Origin of the sequence: Aquimarina mycalae, assembly GCF_029906345.1 — a bacterium.
Lineage (GTDB): Bacteria > Bacteroidota > Bacteroidia > Flavobacteriales > Flavobacteriaceae > Aquimarina.
In genome coordinates, this window is sequence record NZ_JARYGY010000002.1 from 622,688 (window position 1) to 637,498 (window position 14,811).

General features: G+C 32.2%; 18 protein-coding genes and 1 tRNA gene. 7 read left to right on the plus strand and 12 right to left on the minus strand.

Going from position 1 to position 14,811, the window contains the following annotated elements; translation table 11 throughout:
• Positions 1 to 3 precede the first annotated feature (3 nt).
• The gene (locus tag QBK95_RS07395) at positions 4 to 477 is read left to right on the plus strand and encodes a GNAT family N-acetyltransferase (RefSeq protein WP_280932123.1); all 474 of its coding nucleotides are present in this window, start codon (positions 4 to 6) and stop codon (positions 475 to 477) included.
• A gap of 100 nt (positions 478 to 577) precedes the next feature.
• On the opposite strand, the gene QBK95_RS07400 is transcribed toward QBK95_RS07395, so the two are convergent.
• Entirely contained in the window at positions 578 to 1,417 is an 840-nt protein-coding gene (locus tag QBK95_RS07400; protein ID WP_280932124.1) for a carbohydrate-binding protein, read from the minus strand.
• Between the two features lie 725 nt (positions 1,418 to 2,142).
• On the opposite strand from QBK95_RS07400, the gene QBK95_RS07405 reads away from it, so the two are divergent.
• The 6 genes from QBK95_RS07405 (at position 2,143) to QBK95_RS07430 (ending at position 7,388) form a co-directional block, all read left to right on the plus strand.
• A complete protein-coding gene (locus QBK95_RS07405; protein ID WP_280932126.1) occupies positions 2,143 to 2,871 on the plus strand; it encodes a hypothetical protein in 729 nt (242 codons plus the stop codon).
• 8 nt (positions 2,872 to 2,879) lie between these two features.
• Complete coding sequence (locus QBK95_RS07410; protein WP_280932128.1) at positions 2,880 to 3,542, plus strand: hypothetical protein; 663 nt, start codon at positions 2,880 to 2,882, stop codon at positions 3,540 to 3,542.
• A complete protein-coding gene (locus QBK95_RS07415) occupies positions 3,515 to 4,297 on the plus strand; it encodes a sensor histidine kinase (protein ID WP_280932130.1) in 783 nt (260 codons plus the stop codon). Before QBK95_RS07410 ends, QBK95_RS07415 begins: the two co-directional genes overlap by 28 nt.
• Positions 4,298 to 4,460: 163 nt before the next feature.
• Complete coding sequence (locus QBK95_RS07420; protein ID WP_280932134.1) at positions 4,461 to 5,099, plus strand: response regulator transcription factor; 639 nt, start codon at positions 4,461 to 4,463, stop codon at positions 5,097 to 5,099.
• Positions 5,100 to 5,322: 223 nt separating this feature from the next.
• Positions 5,323 to 6,783 (plus strand): RNA polymerase factor sigma-54, encoded by a 1,461-nt coding sequence (gene rpoN / locus QBK95_RS07425; RefSeq protein WP_280932137.1) that lies wholly within the window; start codon positions 5,323 to 5,325, stop codon positions 6,781 to 6,783.
• Positions 6,783 to 7,388 carry a hypothetical protein gene (locus QBK95_RS07430; protein ID WP_280932139.1) on the plus strand — a complete coding sequence of 202 codons (606 nt, stop codon included), beginning with the start codon at positions 6,783 to 6,785 and terminating at the stop codon, positions 7,386 to 7,388. The genes rpoN and QBK95_RS07430 overlap by 1 nt, the downstream gene beginning before the upstream one ends.
• On the opposite strand, the gene QBK95_RS07435 is transcribed toward QBK95_RS07430, so the two are convergent.
• From QBK95_RS07435 to QBK95_RS07485, 11 genes are all read right to left on the minus strand, one after another.
• Complete coding sequence (locus QBK95_RS07435; protein ID WP_280932142.1) at positions 7,383 to 8,096, minus strand: porin family protein; 714 nt, start codon at positions 8,094 to 8,096, stop codon at positions 7,383 to 7,385. The genes QBK95_RS07430 and QBK95_RS07435 overlap by 6 nt on opposite strands.
• 183 nt (positions 8,097 to 8,279) lie before the next feature.
• On the minus strand, positions 8,280 to 8,759 hold the full coding sequence (locus tag QBK95_RS07440) for an ExbD/TolR family protein (RefSeq protein WP_280932144.1): 480 nt from the start codon (positions 8,757 to 8,759) through the stop codon (positions 8,280 to 8,282).
• 20 nt (positions 8,760 to 8,779) lie between these two features.
• Positions 8,780 to 9,406: an ExbD/TolR family protein gene (locus tag QBK95_RS07445; protein WP_280932147.1), complete on the minus strand. Its 627-nt coding sequence runs from the start codon at positions 9,404 to 9,406 to the stop codon at positions 8,780 to 8,782.
• A 391-nt stretch (positions 9,407 to 9,797) separates the two neighbouring features.
• On the minus strand, positions 9,798 to 10,277 hold the full coding sequence (locus QBK95_RS07450; protein WP_280932149.1) for an ExbD/TolR family protein: 480 nt from the start codon (positions 10,275 to 10,277) through the stop codon (positions 9,798 to 9,800).
• Between the two features lie 21 nt (positions 10,278 to 10,298).
• Positions 10,299 to 10,907: an ExbD/TolR family protein gene (locus QBK95_RS07455; protein ID WP_280932152.1), complete on the minus strand. Its 609-nt coding sequence runs from the start codon at positions 10,905 to 10,907 to the stop codon at positions 10,299 to 10,301.
• Between the two features lie 2 nt (positions 10,908 to 10,909).
• Positions 10,910 to 11,404, minus strand: a complete 495-nt coding sequence (locus QBK95_RS07460; RefSeq protein ID WP_280932154.1) for a hypothetical protein — start codon at positions 11,402 to 11,404, stop codon at positions 10,910 to 10,912.
• A gap of 108 nt (positions 11,405 to 11,512) precedes the next feature.
• On the minus strand, positions 11,513 to 12,304 hold the full coding sequence (locus QBK95_RS07465; RefSeq protein ID WP_280932156.1) for a MotA/TolQ/ExbB proton channel family protein: 792 nt from the start codon (positions 12,302 to 12,304) through the stop codon (positions 11,513 to 11,515).
• Between the two features lie 82 nt (positions 12,305 to 12,386).
• Positions 12,387 to 12,474: transfer RNA gene (locus QBK95_RS07470), tRNA-Ser, on the minus strand.
• A gap of 68 nt (positions 12,475 to 12,542) precedes the next feature.
• Positions 12,543 to 13,577: an asparaginase gene (locus QBK95_RS07475; protein WP_280932158.1), complete on the minus strand. Its 1,035-nt coding sequence runs from the start codon at positions 13,575 to 13,577 to the stop codon at positions 12,543 to 12,545.
• A gap of 59 nt (positions 13,578 to 13,636) precedes the next feature.
• On the minus strand, positions 13,637 to 14,425 hold the full coding sequence (locus QBK95_RS07480) for a TatD family hydrolase (protein ID WP_280932160.1): 789 nt from the start codon (positions 14,423 to 14,425) through the stop codon (positions 13,637 to 13,639).
• A gap of 83 nt (positions 14,426 to 14,508) precedes the next feature.
• On the minus strand, positions 14,509 to 14,808 hold the full coding sequence (locus tag QBK95_RS07485) for a hypothetical protein (protein WP_280932162.1): 300 nt from the start codon (positions 14,806 to 14,808) through the stop codon (positions 14,509 to 14,511).
• Positions 14,809 to 14,811 lie beyond the last annotated feature (3 nt).

A 14,811-nucleotide genomic window follows, 5' to 3' on the forward strand; every position in this document is an offset into this window, starting at 1 on the left:
CAAATGGAAACAACACAAAACATTACGATTATACCATTTGACCCTAAATACGCAAAGAATTTTGCAGACCTTAATGTAGCATGGTTAGAAAAGTACTTTGTTGTAGAACCTCATGACGTCGATCTATTAGAACGATGTGAAGAAACAATCATCAATAAAGGCGGTTACATTTTCTTTGCAAAATCTGGAGAAGAAATTGCAGGGACATTCTCTCTGATCAACGTACGAAAAGGAGTTTATGAACTCGGAAAAATGGCCGTTTCTCCAAAATATCAAGGACTTCGTATTGGTCAGCAATTAATGACTTTCTGTCTAAATTTTGCAAGAGAACAACATTGGTCTAGTCTTATTCTTTACTCTAATACAATACTTGAAAACGCCATCCATATTTATAGAAAATATGGTTTTGTAGAAATTGATCTTGAAGAAAATTCACCATATCAACGAAGTAATATTAAAATGGAATGCATATTATAATACTATCATTTACCCGACAGATTCTAACCTATTGCTATTGTAAAATCTGTCGGGTTTTTGAAACTTCAACTCTTTTTTAAGAGTTAAAACTTATGAATTTTTATGGTTTACGAACTGTATAGTTTTTTCCATAATTATTATCCCAATATGTTTCTCCATTTACTTTATATACTACTGCATATACTATTTCAGTAATATCTGCGGGAACATCATATACATATCCCGACCAACGCTCAAGATTATTCACATTAGGGCTTACAATCGCTTGTTGATATCCACTATACCAATATGGATTATAGTCCAATGAGAAGTTGAATTTAGTCTGCCATCCATCGTATGTATATACTACAGATACGTCTTTATCTGGCGCTATATTTCTTACATCCACTACCACATTAAATTGACTTTGATCTGTTCCATATCTCGGGAACAAAGCACTATAATTATCATCTGCGCTTACATTTAAATCTTCAATAGCAAAAAATGCACCTTCATGCCTAGACATACTATAATTAATTCCATTGTTATTATCCCAATAGACATTCCCATTTACTTCATATCTAATTACAAATTCATCGTCATAAATACGACTTCCTGTATTTTGATAATCCAAGGTCCATATTTCGTCTGTGCCAATGCTATAATTATATGACATTGGGATTTCTTCCCAGTTACCATCTACTTTTTGATGGTAGACACTTACTTTTTTTTCAAAAGCTAGATTAGCAACCTTTACAGTAAACCTTCTAACATATGTATCAAACCCTCTATAATAACTATAGGATGAAAAAGATTTAACTAAATCAACTGGATTCGAACTTTTGATGGATTGATCTACTGTAATTTCATGATTCTCGATACTTTGGTCTTCTAATAAGTCATTATCTGTAGTACAGGAAAAAGAGATCAGACAAACTAGGAAATAAATATATTTTCTCATTTTTTAAGTGGTTTTAAACGGTTTTAATTAGTAATTGTTTGATTTTGGTTATAATATTTGTTGTTGACTACTTTTCGAAAAGTTTAGGTCTTGCTTTAAAAGCTGTAATGAAGTAATGAAAGGAAGGAAACCTAGTCAACATTTCTTATGTTTTTTAACACATTGATAACGAAAAACGTTTTCGGAAAGAGAAGGATTTAACACTTTATTAAATGCAAAAAATTGTTTTTACAAAGTATTCTAATTTTGACGGCATACATTAAAAATATGATTTTCAGGGTCGAAAAAATTTCGCCTTCTACTTCGAAATATTTAGTGCTACATATAGAGAAAATCACCGCTTATACGCAAAACTTTGAACCAATTATAGTAACTACAAATTATTTAATCCCAGTAAGAGTTATGGTTAGCATCTAGTCTTTTATGAAACACCTATTTATATAGGTATAAAACTCATCATAGAGATCTCACAGTTGTTTCCCTTTTTACAAAAGGGGTGTTTCCCCCTTTTTATAAAAGTAAGCTAAAGTAAAACCTATATGTTTAAAATGCTGTTTATCAGCGCCTTAAGCACGTTCTGATGTAATTACACCAATTGCTAATTTTTTTAAACTATATAAAATGGTATTTTTAATTCTTAAAACTCAACAAAAGTTGAGTTTTGCTAACAATCACTTCGACCATCGTCGAAATCACACAAATATCTTAATAAACCTATATCAAAAATGAAACAACAAACTAACCCTATCAAAAAGTCTGTAATGGTTGCGTTAGCATTAGTGCTAATTACATCATGTAAAGAAGGAGATCAATCTAGCAATGCAGAATTAAAAAAATGCAAAAAAAAGATTGAAACGTTAGAAAAAGAAAACAGAGCACTAAAGGAGCAACTGGGTTCTATAAATGATAAAAGACCAGATAATATTATTCAATCTGATTTTGCTAAAGACATTTATCATCTATATGATAAAAGAGAAGAATTAATCAATGAAGTTGTTGGTACAGATGGAGAGGACAATGATTTTAAAGCCACAAGATCTTTATTTTATGATCTTGATGATTTAAACAACTATCTCGCATATGTAAAAAAACAATCTCGAAAAGCAAAGGTAAAACCTACTGGACTTAGGTTCTATTTTGCATTATATCCTGATGATTATTTACGCGGAGAAAAAGATAAGAAATACGCAAAACGACAAACCATTTTTATTGCTCCTACCAAAGAGGTAAAAGATGCAGCAGGTAATACCGAACAACTAGGATACACTCTGGATAATAACTATGGAGTTCAATTGCTAAGAGAAAAGCTAGATTTTGATAGCAGAGCCACTGATAAAAAAGGCAAATCGTACCAAAAAGCTAGTTTTTTAAATTTTAGCAATAATACTCAAGAGATAGAAGAAAATAGTTTGATAGCCGATGAAGTAGCAGGAACACCTCCAATGGGCAAATAATAAAGCTAATGAGTCTAAGTAATGAATTTATAAATACCTTAATAAAAATTTGTATTGGTTTTGAAGTTTTTACTGCAATCGTAGGAACTATATTCTTTTACAAATATAAAGACGCTAAGTTTTTGAGGTATTTCATATTTTTCATTTGGTATGTGGCGACTAATGAGCTTGTCGGACTATATATAAAACTTGATTCTGGTGTTAATGCAATCATTTATAACATTTATAATGCAGTAAATTTCACTTTCTTCTTATTATTATATCGATATTATTTTAAAAATGAGAAAAATAAGAAGTTAGCACTTTACTTCAGTATTATTTATCTAAGTTCTTTTGTTATAAATGGCTTTTTTGAAAACTACCTGTCAGAGTATCAAAGATTTCCGTACATATTAGGAGCTTTATTTTTAGTCATTACCATTCTACTTTACTTTTTTGAAATATTAAATTCAGAGAAGGTTCTTAATGCCAAAAAGAACCTTCTCATTTGGATCAGCGTAGGATTACTGATGTATTTTGTAGGTAACCTTCCTTTTAGAATCCTACGCAACTATTATCAAGAACTAACCGATGCCACGGTTTTGTTTTTAGTTAATATCACCTTAACAGTAATCATGAATACCTGTTTTATCATAGGATTTATATGGAGCGACAAGAAACAGCAATATTAATAGCAACCATCGTACTTATTATATTAGTAATACTAATGGTTACACTTTTTTTGGTGTTCCAAAGAAGGAAGAATAGTCTTTTGCTTCAACAAAAAGAGGCAGAGAAAAAATTTGAGCGTGCCATAGCCGAAACACAAATTGAAATACGAGAAGAAACGCTGCGCAATATTAGTTGGGAATTACACGATAATATTGGTCAATTACTTACGCTCGCCAAAATACAGGTTGATGTTGCGCAAGGGGATCCAGAAAGGCTTCCAGAAGTTACAGAAACCATTACTAAAAGTCTAACAGAACTAAGAGCATTATCAAAGTTAATTAATCCAGATGCAATTAAGAGTTTGAGTCTTACAGAAGCAATTGCCTTAGAAGTGGAACGTTTTAATCGATTACAATTTATTGAAGCCACTTTAAGCACCAACACCGAAGTAAGAGCATTAGATGACAAAGCAGAGATTATTATTTTTAGAATCTTACAAGAATTTTTTAGTAATACAATCAAACATTCTAAGGCTTCAAAATTAACTGTGAATGTTAAATATGACAGACATAAAATAGTCATTAACGCAAAAGATGATGGTGTAGGGTTTAATATCAAAGATCTTACCTCGAGAAAAGGCATTGGATTGTGCAATATGCAAAATAGAGGAAAGTTAATAAATGCAGAAGTTGGCCTTCATTCAGAAAAAGGTAAGGGTACAGAGATTATGCTAACATATCATTATAAAAAAATAACATTAGAAGAAGTTGACTAATTTAGTACCGTATAGTAGTAAACAATGTTTCTATGTCACACTGAGCTTGTCGAAGTGTATAGAAAACAAATAGTCTTCGACAAGCTCAGACTGACACATTAGGTTTTATTACATAAACTTTTAAAGAAGGTCTGTTCACACAAAAAACAACAAACATAAAAAGATGAAATATTCAGTAGTAATTGTAGAAGATCATATTCTATTGTCGCAGGCATTAGCAGGATTGGTAAATGGATTTTCCAAATTCAAAATATTATACCTCTGCAAAAATGGGAGAGAATTGCTGACTCGTCTTAAGGATCCTAAAAACATCCCAGATGTCGTTCTTATGGATATTAATATGCCAATCATGAACGGAATAGAAACCACTATTGCACTTAAAGAAGAATATCCACAAGTAAACGTACTAGCACTTTCTGTAGAGGAAGATGAGAAAACTATTCTTAAAATGCTAAGAGCAGGAGCTAAAGGATACCTATTAAAAGATACCGAAAAAAGCATCTTAGAAAATGCACTCATCGAAGTTCAGGAAACAGGTTTTTACCATACCAAAGATGTTACTAATTTATTATTAGGCTCCTTGAATCCTAAAAAAGAAAACAAAGTCATTTTAAAGGATAGAGAAATGGAATTTATAAAACATGCTTGTACCGAAAAAACATATAAAGAAATTGCAAGTGACATGTTTTTAAGCCCCAAAACAATTGAAGGGTATCGTGATTCAATATTCGAAAAATTAAACCTTAAAAACAGAACTGGACTCGTTATTTATGCGATAAAAAACAAAATATTTATCCCTTAAGTTTTATTAGTTTTTGGCTATTAATAAAATTAAAACTTCTACTTTTTTAGTTTAAAAATCATTTTTGGCGTGTTTTTTGATCAAATCGAAAAAACAGTTTTAGATACTTTTAAGAAATACTTATAAAACTAAAGCTATTTTTAAGACAAACTAACCATCGATTACCTACAGAAATACGCCGTATTTTGTTTATTTTTGTGAGTATAAGAACATTGATATTTTTATGCTTAAGCAACAATTAAATTTTAAACTTTCTCAAAAACTTTCTCCTCAGCAAATTCAGCTAATGAAATTGATTCAACTGCCTACTCAGGCTTTTGAACAGCGTTTGAAACAAGAAATGGAGGAAAACCCTGCGCTTGATAGTGGTAAAGAGAAATCTGAAGAATATGAAGATACCTTTAGCAATGAAAATTCAAACGAAGAAGATTACGGAACAGAGAAGATTGATACTGAAATTAATGTAGATGAATATCTCAGTGATGATGAAATCCCTAGCTATCGCTTAAGCTCTAATAATTATAGCGCAGATGATGAAGATAAGAATGTTCCCTATGCCTCTGGAACATCATTCCATCAACATTTGGTAAATCAATTGAACACCTACAGATTTGATGGTGAAGAAAGGGAAATTGCAGAATTTCTTGTGGGTAGTATTGATGAAAGCGGTTATATAAGAAGAGCTGTTTCTGACATTCTTGATGATCTTGCTTTTACTCAAAATGTATATACCTCTGAAGATAAAATTGAAAGTGTTCTAAAAATAGTCCATCAACTGGATCCTGCGGGTGTTGGTGCCAGAAATCTTCAGGAATGCCTGTTAATTCAATTAGACAGAAAAGAAACTACCATACCCATAAAACTAGCATCACTGATCTTAGAAAAATCTTTTGATCACTTTAGTAAAAAGCACTACGATAAGCTTTTGACAAAATTTGACATCACAGAAGATCTTTTAAAAGAAGCTATTGAGGAAATCGAAAACCTCAATCCTAAACCAGGTGGTGCCTATGCAGGAAACAATAAAATGATAGAACATGTGGTTCCTGATTTTACCATACGAATTACTGAAGGCGAACTAGAGCTTACATTAAATGGTCGTAATGCTCCAGAATTACACGTTTCCAGAGAATATAATAACATGCTTCAAGGCTATAAAGCCAGCAAAGAAAAATCCAGATCCCAAAAGGATGCTGTGATGTTTATCAAACAAAAATTAGATGCCGCTAAATGGTTTATTGAAGCTGTTAAACAGAGACAACAAACACTTTTTTTAACTATGAGTGCAATAATGCACTATCAAAAAAGTTATTTCTTAAGTGGAGACGAACGTAATTTGAAACCCATGATCCTAAAGGATATTGCAGATGAGATCGATATGGATGTTAGTACTGTTTCTAGAGTAGCCAATAGTAAATATGTGGACACTCCCTATGGAACAAAACTAATCAAAGAATTTTTCTCAGAGTCTATGACCAATGATCAGGGCGAAGAAGTTTCTACACGAGAGATTAAAAAAATATTAGAAATAACAATAGGAGAAGAGGATAAGAAAAAACCGCTTACCGATGAAAAGTTGGCGAAAATTTTAAAAGAGAAAGGATATCCTATTGCTAGAAGAACAGTCGCCAAATACAGAGAACAATTAGATATCCCTGTTGCCAGACTACGAAAAAAGATTTAATGAACTTTTTACTGAAAAGCATTTCATATATTTTTCACCCACTATTGATGCCTATAGCGGCTTCGTTAATTTATTTTACTACCGCACCTAGGTTTATCCCTGAAAATATTATTAAAGCCAAGATTTTTGGATTATTAGTAGTCACTGTACTTATTCCTATTGTACTTTATTTTTTTCTTAAAACGATAGGCGTTATTACGTCAATTCATCTGGAAGAAGCTAAACAACGTAAAATACCGCTGTTACTGCAATCGTTATTGCTACTTTTGGTAATTAAGATGATTATAGATGTATATAATTATCCAGAGCTATACTTTTTCTTCCTTGGACTTCTATTATCATCGTTAAGCGCAATTTTTATTGTGTTTTTCAACATCAAGGCAAGTCTTCATATGATTGGATCAGGAGCTGTAACTATGTTCACTATAGCAATAAGTATACATTTTGGTATTAATCTTACACTTCTTATTGCCGGAATGATGATTATAAACGGTCTTGTAGCTACTTCTAGATTACATTATGAAGCTCATAGTAATCTGGAGCTTATTTTAGGTTTTTTAGTAGGTGTTATTCCACAACTCACATTGGTTAATTTCTGGTTATAGGATATAAAACATCAAACCAATTTTAGCAACATTAAGTCCAACTTCTTCATTACCTATTCTAGCATCACTATTAAACAAGGGATTCAAACTATAATAAAAATGAAAATTAAATGTATTCCATCCAAAAGTGAACGTTGCTCCTACTCTCCATCTATTTAATTCATCAATTTTAGTTTGTCCTACCTGATTTCCAGGTTGTTCAAAATTAGAATCAAAATAATACAAATAACCTATTCTTAAACCAGTATAAATTCTCCAGAACTTATGTGTATCTGGCACCGAAGTTCGCCATCTAAACTCTAAAGGAGATTCTATTAAGTGTGTGGTAAATCTATTTTTATCAAAATCTACACCATCTAAACTACTAAAAATACTCTGTTCGGTTTGCTCTTCTTCACCGATAAACAAGTTTTGACCATATGTATTAATAGAATATCCTAGTCCCAACCCAATTGCTATATTTCGTTTTTTATTAATTGGCATATCTCTGGTATATCCAATATGAAATCCACCAGAAAAACCAGATTGTCCAACTCCCGATGGAGTATTCCAAAGAAGATTAAATGTAAAACCAGTATAGAACTGATCCTCACGATATAACGAATCCAAGACTTTTTCCGATTCTGTATTGACCGTATTAATATCTTGCGCAAAATTAGGACAAACACTTAGGAAGAATAGCCCAACAAAAACCAACAACTGCTTCACCTGATAAAATTTCTTAATACATATTCCATATAAGGTTACTAAAATAAATCTATTTCTTTAGAAAAGAGAGCTACTTTATAAAAAACATGTTTCTGTATATGAATTGATTAACTTATGTTAAAATAGCAATGATTAAGAATCGCTACGTAAACATAGGATTCTTAATCATTACATTATCATTTTCTACTGTTCATTAAGCACAGCTTCTCCTGTTCTAGTGGTATAATTAATCTTAAGCATATTGATTGCTCTCAACTCCTTTTTAATATCACCTACAAGTCCCATTTTTGTGTCCTTATCAACTTTTAAAGCCGTAGTTAAGAACGGTCTTAATTCTTTTAGTTTTGACTTCATTTCTTCCAGCACATAAGGTTTTACTTCTCTTATATCTGCAAATTTATCATTGAGTTGAATTTTAGAAGCTGTACCAACATTTTTATATCTGGAACTGGGTTTTCCAGCGTATATATGTATCACCATGTTTTTTTTATCCAATTTTTCAATTTGATCCGCATATGGCAGCTCATTTTCCACTACTAATGTATGCTCTCTCATCACTGTAGCTACCATAAAGAAAAATAATAACATAAAAACGATGTCTGGTAAAGATGCTGTTGAAATCGCAGGCAACTCAGCCTTTTGTTTCTTTTTAAATATTGACATAATTAAGCGTATTTAAATGATTATAATTTTTGAGATTTTGATTCTTTAGGTTCGGCTTCTGATAGTTTTTCTGGATACATTAATTTAATCTCGGTAATCCGTTGTTTTAACCTTTCTTTATCTCCTGAATGATTGATATCCTTTAGATTCTCTTTCATTTGAGTAAATGACACCCCATATAATCTCAGTGCTTCCCGATTTCTTAATTCAGTGTAAGCACTCACAAGCTCATTCTGAACCGCTATATATGTCTCGTAATTAGTCTCACGATTGTTAATAAGAGATATTACTGCCCTATTTGGATTATCTGATGACTTAGGATCTCTTAAACCTTTGCAATAATGACAGGTTTCCTTTGCTTCTCCTCCTCCATTATCTAAAAAAGCTATCGCTGCATCTTTAAGATTCGCAAGCTTCATAGGCTTCTTTTCTACAAAAAGTGCATTAACCTGATTCAACTCCACTCTAAATAGATTTTTCTCCTTAACAATCATTTCTGATATCAAATCATCTGGAGGTGGAGGTAACTTTCTACTAATTCCATAGTCCGTTTCGATGGTAGTACTTACTAAAAAAAAGATAAGTAATAAAAAAGCAATATCCGCCATGGATCCTGCATTCACTTCTGGTGCTAATCTTCTAGCCATAATTAATTTATATTTAGTTAATAATTACTTACAGATCAATACACTGTGAATCAGAAAAGTGATATTGGAAACTAAAAAGAATAGCAGCATCCCAAAAAATACAGTTAGTACAATTTTCAGAAATAAAATTGCCAAAAACATTAAAATAGTATTTGGATAATAACTATGGTATTCTATTATTTCAATATCACTTTTTTGGAAGGTTAGATATTGATCGTATTAACAGATCACAGTTATATAAAAATTGACACAATTGTTATGCCATTTTGCAGAATAACACCACAGAAAAGGGAAGAGCACATCAATTCTATGGTCATTAGGTAAACTTAATTAAATAAAAAAGTCCCGCCAATGGCGGGACTTTAAAGGTATATAAATCTTTAACCTCTACTTATAGGTTATCGGTTGCTTCACCTTGTCTTGTGGTATAATTTATTTTTAGCGCTTGAACTTCTCTAAGTTCTTTCTTAATATCGCCTACAAGACCCATATTAGTATCACCATCAACTTTTAAAGCTGTGATAAGAAATGGTACTTCTTCTTCCCTTTTAGCTGCTCTTTCAGCTAAAACAAAAGGTTTGATATCACTAACTTCAGCAAATTTATCATTCAACTGAATTCTAGCTTGTGTACCTGCACTTGCAGCATATCTAGAGCTAGGCTTTCCAGCATAGATATACATTACCAAGTTTTTCTTATCAAGTTTTTCTGTTTGATCAGCAACAGGGAGTCTATTTTCTATTTTCAAGTTATTCTCCCTCATTACAGTTGCCACCATAAAGAAAAACAGTAACATAAATACGATATCAGGCAAAGACGCTGTAGAAATAGCTGGTAATTCACCACTTTTTTTCTTTTTAAACTTAGACATAATTACGTTTTTATGTTATACTTATTTCTTTGGTTCAGCTTCAGAAAGTTTTTCTGGATACATTAATTGTATCTGCTTGATCTGATCTTTCAATCTATCCTTACTCCCTGAATAATTTACGTCCTTCAATTCAGATTCCATTTGCGTAAATTTCTTTCCATACAAACGTTCTGATTCTCTATCACGTAGTTCAGTATACGCAGCAACCAGTTCATTCTGTACAGCTATATACGTAGCATAACTAGTTTCACGATTGTTACGTAAAGATATTACTGCTTTTTCTGGATTATCCGAAGAGCTAGGATCTCTTTCTCCTTTACAATAGCTACAAGCTTCATCACCATTTCCTCCTCCATTATCTAAGAATGCAACTGCTGCAGCACGTAAATCTTTTAACTCCATAGGAGCTTCCTCAACCAAAAGGTCATTATTTTTGTTCAATTCTACCACAAAAATATTTTTTTGTTTAAGAATTGGAGGCTCTACCGTTTCATCTAACGGCGGTGGTAATTTACGACTAATACCTCTATCTGTATCAATGGTTGTTGTAACCAGAAAGAATATAAGAAGTAAAAATGCAATATCCGCCATAGATCCTGCGTTCACCTCAGGTGCTGATCTTCTTGCCATAATTATTTACCTATTAATTTTTTAACTCCAGATGCTACCATAAGACCTACTGCCGCCGCTGCCAAAATGTAGAACGCATAAAGACCTGTTCCTACTAATTTGGATCCACCAGCAGATAGTACTTCACCATCTTTCATTTCAGTTTCCACACCGTTTGCCAATGCATAACCTATTCCTAGTACAACTAAAAAGGCAACGATACCAATACCTGCTTTCTTAAGACCTGCAGGGTTCTTGGCTAAGGCAGAAAATACTGCAAATAACGTAGCTATTATAATAACAACTAATATTATTAATGTCAGAGTATACATCGGACTAACTAAAGAGGTAGCTTCAGCAAATGCTGATCCAGCTTCATCTTTAACCAAATCCTTTGCCTCAGTAATACCATAAGTATCCATAAGTGTATCAAAATTGTTACCCATCAAGAATAACATGATAGCACCTATTGCTCCTACCGCTAGTATCACATATGATAAAATTTTTGAAATTTTCATTTGACTAATGTTTTATTTGAACCGCTATAGCGATTCCTATATTAAATAATAAATTGAATCGAAGAACATCTATATCCATATAGTTGTCCTAATAAAATCGAAACTTTATTATTTCTTGTTTTTGTAAGCTACTAACATATCGATTAAAGTAATCGATGCATCTTCCATATCATTTACTATACTATCAATTTTAGCGATAATATAGTTATAAAATACCTGAAGTATAATAGCTACAATAAGTCCAAATACTGTAGTAAGAAGTGCTACTTTAATACCACCTGCTACTAAAGAAGGTTGCATATCACCTGCAGCTTCAATTTTATCAAATGCATCAATCATACCGATTACAGTACCCATAAACCCAAGCATTGGAGCAAGAGCGATAAATAAAGATACCCAAGATACATTTTTCTCTAATTGTCCCATTTGAACACCACCATAAGCTACGACAGCTTTCTCTGCAGCGTCGATACTTTCGTCAGCCCTGTCAAGACCTTGGTAATAAATAGAAGCAACTGGTCCTTTTGTATTTCTACAAACTTCTTTTGCTGCTTCAACACCACCACTATTAAGAGCATCTTCAACATTTTGTTGTAGTTTCTTAGTATTAGTAGTAGACAGGTTTAAAAAGATAATTCTTTCAATTGCTATCGCAAGACCAAGAATCAAACATAAAAGAACGATCCCCATAAAGCTTGGACCTCCTTCTATAAAACGTTTTTTAAGATTTTGGTGAAAGGATTCCTCCACTGCTGCAGGCTCTTCCGCCTGAATAGTTGTTGTTATTGGAGCAATTAATAATTGCACGTTTGCCGTTAACTGGGCTGGAGCAGTGGCTGCTTGCATATTTCCAAAAGCCATTACTGTTGCGATTGCCAGAATAGAAAATAGTCTTTTCATTGCGCTGATTCTTAATTTTAATTAGTTAAAGGGTTAAAGATAAAAAAATATTACAAAATCTATTAAAATTTTAATAATAATGCAGAGAGGAAGGGATTCGAACCCTCGATACGCTTTTGACGTATACACACTTTCCAGGCGTGCGCCTTCGACCACTCGGCCACCTCTCTATCAATAAATTGCCAAAAATTGGTTGAGCAAATAACAAAAAAAATGTTAGCTACTAAAATTTAGGGCGTTAATTTTCTGACATTTCACCTCGTAAAGAAGTTTCGTATATGGTTTTGAGCACTTTAAGTGGTAAATTTTCTCCTAACAAATACATTAACTTAGCCAATGCGGCCTCTGTTGTGATATCTTTTCCTGATATAACACCTGCTTTTTTCAATGCTACACTGGTATCATATTTACCCATTTCGACACTACCTCCTGCACATTGTGTTACATTAATAATAGGAATACCTTTTTTTATTTGCTCAGAAATTATGCTTAAAAACCATTTTTTAGTTGTCGTATTACCCGATCCATAGGTCTCAATAATTATACCTTTTATTTCATTTGAAGAGAAAATACTTCTTAAAATCACCTCATTAATACCAGGAAACATTTTAATAATGACAATATTATTATCAAAATGGGTATGATATACCATTTTTTTCCTTCGATTTATATTCCTTAAAAAAGAAGTATTTACTTTAAGATGCACTCCTGATTCTACAAGTGCTGGGTAATTAAGAGATTGGAACGCTTTAAAATGTTCTGCGTTAATCTTAGTGGTTCTATTAGCTCTCAATAGTTTATATTCGAAATACAGTCCTACTTCTGTGATCACTGGCTTTCCTTTTTTTTGTAGTGCAGCAATTTGTACGGCTGTTATTAAATTTTCTTTAGCATCAGTTCTTAGATCTCCTATAGGTAATTGAGATCCTGTGAAAATGATCGGTTTACCTAAATTTTCAAACATAAAACTAATTGCAGAAGCAGTATAAGACATGGTATCACTTCCATGTAATATGACAAAACCATCATATTTTTCGTAATTATCATTGATAATATCTCCTAATTCTTTCCATCGCTCTACATCCATATCAGAAGAATCTATAGGTTCTGCAAAACTTATGGTTTCTATATTACAATCTAACTGTGTGAGCTCAGGAATTCTTAGCAACAATTCGTCAAAATCAAAAGCGATTAAAGCTCCTGTTTCAAAATTCTTGACCATACCAATGGTACCACCAGTATAAATCAATACTATGTTTGGTGAAGTATTCATTTCAAAACATATATTTATTTGTCTCGCAAATGAACAAAATTTAAATTACATTCTGCAATCTATATACCGAATATCTCTTTAGAGTTCTTAGTCGTGATTTCGGCAATTTCTTCAGGTGTTTTTTGATATATTTCTGACAACTTTTCTACAACACGTATTAAATAAGAGCTTTCATTGCGTTTTCCTCTATATGGTGTAGGCGCTAAATAAGGAGCATCAGTTTCTAAAACGATATGATCTAAGGAAAATTGATTCAAAAAAGTGTCTATTTTACCATTTTTAAAAGTAACTACTCCTCCAATACCTAGTTTCATATTATATCCTATTGCTCGATGTGCATCCTCTATAGTACCCGTAAAACAATGAAAAATCCCAAACAAATCTTCTCCTTTTTCGGATTCTAGTACTTCAAAAACTTCTTCAAAAGCATCTCTACAATGAATAACTATAGGAAGTTTATACTTTTTAGCTAGTTTAATTTGATACCTAAACGCTTCTTGTTGTTGTTTTAGAAAAGTTTTATCCCAATATAAATCCACACCTATCTCTCCTACTGCATAGAATTTTTTATCAGAGGTTTTATCTAAACGTTTCTCCAGTTCTTCTTGCACATGTTGTAATTCTTCTTTGTAATTTTCTTTTACATGAGTAGGATGCAATCCCATCATCAGGAATACATGGTCAGGAAATTTTTTTTCGATGTCATACATTGATTTTGTATAAGCAGAATCAATTGCAGGAACGAAGAAACGTTCTACACCAACTGAAATTGCCCTTTGCATCATTTCGTCTTGATCCTCTGAAAAAGACTCACTATATATATGTGTATGCGTATCTGTAAGTATCATGCGGCAAAAATAACCAAATTTCACTCACACAATTTATACTAAGAAGAAATATTATTTCTTAAAAATTAAATATCTCGAAATACCTAATTCACACTGATAATCCGTTCTAGAGGAATGATTGTAGATTGCTTAAGGATCACCGACTTATCAGTTATTCCCCAAATTGTAGTCTCTACTTTTTTGGATCCTTCATCATCAGCAAAAATGATTTTAACTTTAAGGTGTTCTAGGTTCCCTAAACTTAATCCTCTAACTAACTTACGATACCTATCTCGTTTATCTCTTTTGTTATTCAAAACTTCTTGATGCGGAAAGTGAAGAAATTTTATTTGCTCTTTTTCTATAACCTGTATATGATCATTAATCCCCATAACATATTTCATTTA

Coding starts and splice junctions, on each gene's coding strand:
- QBK95_RS07395 (WP_280932123.1), top strand. CDS start 4: ATGGAAACAACACAAAACATTACGATTATACCATTTGACCCTAAATAC.
- QBK95_RS07400 (WP_280932124.1), bottom strand. CDS start 1,417: ATGAGAAAATATATTTATTTCCTAGTTTGTCTGATCTCTTTTTCCTGT.
- QBK95_RS07405 (WP_280932126.1), top strand. CDS start 2,143: ATGAAACAACAAACTAACCCTATCAAAAAGTCTGTAATGGTTGCGTTA.
- QBK95_RS07410 (WP_280932128.1), top strand. CDS start 2,880: ATGAGTCTAAGTAATGAATTTATAAATACCTTAATAAAAATTTGTATT.
- QBK95_RS07415 (WP_280932130.1), top strand. CDS start 3,515: ATGGAGCGACAAGAAACAGCAATATTAATAGCAACCATCGTACTTATT.
- QBK95_RS07420 (WP_280932134.1), top strand. CDS start 4,461: ATGAAATATTCAGTAGTAATTGTAGAAGATCATATTCTATTGTCGCAG.
- rpoN (WP_280932137.1), top strand. CDS start 5,323: ATGCTTAAGCAACAATTAAATTTTAAACTTTCTCAAAAACTTTCTCCT.
- QBK95_RS07430 (WP_280932139.1), top strand. CDS start 6,783: ATGAACTTTTTACTGAAAAGCATTTCATATATTTTTCACCCACTATTG.
- QBK95_RS07440 (WP_280932144.1), bottom strand. CDS start 8,759: ATGTCAATATTTAAAAAGAAACAAAAGGCTGAGTTGCCTGCGATTTCA.
- QBK95_RS07445 (WP_280932147.1), bottom strand. CDS start 9,406: ATGGCTAGAAGATTAGCACCAGAAGTGAATGCAGGATCCATGGCGGAT.
- QBK95_RS07450 (WP_280932149.1), bottom strand. CDS start 10,277: ATGTCTAAGTTTAAAAAGAAAAAAAGTGGTGAATTACCAGCTATTTCT.
- QBK95_RS07455 (WP_280932152.1), bottom strand. CDS start 10,907: ATGGCAAGAAGATCAGCACCTGAGGTGAACGCAGGATCTATGGCGGAT.
- QBK95_RS07460 (WP_280932154.1), bottom strand. CDS start 11,404: ATGAAAATTTCAAAAATTTTATCATATGTGATACTAGCGGTAGGAGCA.
- QBK95_RS07465 (WP_280932156.1), bottom strand. CDS start 12,304: ATGAAAAGACTATTTTCTATTCTGGCAATCGCAACAGTAATGGCTTTT.
- QBK95_RS07475 (WP_280932158.1), bottom strand. CDS start 13,577: ATGAATACTTCACCAAACATAGTATTGATTTATACTGGTGGTACCATT.
- QBK95_RS07480 (WP_280932160.1), bottom strand. CDS start 14,425: ATGATACTTACAGATACGCATACACATATATATAGTGAGTCTTTTTCA.
- QBK95_RS07485 (WP_280932162.1), bottom strand. CDS start 14,808: ATGAAATATGTTATGGGGATTAATGATCATATACAGGTTATAGAAAAA.